We start from the raw sequence: 1,216 nt of genomic DNA, 5'->3' as shown, positions 1-1,216 counted from the left end.
AGGGCGGGGCCGCCGAGGAGCCTGAACCCAGGGAACGGCCGGAGGACAGGGCCGCCGCGGCACGGCCTCGGCCTGAATCCCGCCCTGCCGCAGGCCAGCCGGCCCGCAGACCGGGCCCGGGACCTGCGCCGGCCAAACCAGCCGGGGAAACAACTGCCGGGGCCGCTCCGAAGGCCGCCGCTCCAAAGAAAGCCGAAGGTCCGGCCAAGGGCGTATCCGGCGTGCGCAAGCCGGTTCCCCGCAGCGGCGGCAACAGGCCCCCTGCAAGCGGTAAGCCTTCTACCAGGTAAGGAGCAGGTGCCATGACTGAAACGACCGAGCGCGAAGAAACCAGTTCGCCCTCGCTGGCGGAAAAGCTTCCACTGGGCGGCCTGAAGGACGCCGCCGGCAACTTTGGCAAATCGCTCGTCAACAGTGCCCTGGGCAAGGTGACCGACAAGGTCGAGGGCCTCAGCGGCCAGTTGGACGATTATGCCGAAGGCAAGCCTAGAGGCGTGAAGGACGAAATGACAGCAAAAGCCGTCACGGCAGGACTTGAAGGGAAGAGCCCTGCCGTGGGGGCTGCCAAGGGTCTGTTCGGCGGTTTGAAGAACAAGGTCAAGGAGTTCTTTACAGGTGGAGGAGGCCGCGGCAGCCGGCAACAGAGATTCGCCAACATTGTTGAGTGGATCGAGGTCGGCGTCCCGGTCAAGGTGGCCTATAACCAGTGGACGGAATTCGAGCAGTGGTCCGACTTCATGAAGAAAGTCGAGAACGTCGAGCACAACAGGGAGCAGGGAAAAGTGGCCTTCAAGGGCCAGGTCTTCCTGTCCCACCGCCGCTGGGAATCAACTATTAAAGAGATGGTGCCGGATGACCGCATCATCTGGAAGTCCACCGGCAACAAGGGCCACTTGGACGGTGCCGTCACGTTCCACGAAATCGCACCGCGGCTGACCAAAATCTGCATCGTGGTCGAGTACTATCCGCAGGGGCTCTTCGAGAAGACCGCCCAGATCTGGCGGGCGGTGGGCCGCCGCGTCAGGGTGGAAATGAAGCGCTATGTGCGCCATGTCATGACGAGTACGATCCTGGATCCTGACAGCGTTCAAGGTTGGCGCGGGGAAATCAGGGACGGCAAGATCGTGCGCACGCATGAAGAGGTCGTCGAACAGGAACGGGCCGAAGCGGAAGCGGCTGAATCGGAAGCGGCAGAAGGCGCCCCGGAGGCCGGAGA

General features: G+C 63.4%; 1 protein-coding gene. It reads left to right on the top strand.

Annotated elements, in window-relative coordinates; translation table 11 throughout:
- Positions 1-302: 302 nt before the first annotated feature.
- Positions 303-1,216 (top strand): SRPBCC family protein (locus ACFQ36_RS10120; RefSeq protein WP_377013205.1); only part of this gene is annotated, 914 nt, incomplete at its 3' end.

It is taken from the genome of Arthrobacter sp. GCM10027362, assembly GCF_042679445.1.
Taxonomy (GTDB): Bacteria; Actinomycetota; Actinomycetes; order Actinomycetales; family Micrococcaceae; genus Crystallibacter.
The sequence above is the reverse complement of the archived record's forward strand: the minus strand, read 5'-3'. Positions and strand labels throughout refer to the sequence as shown.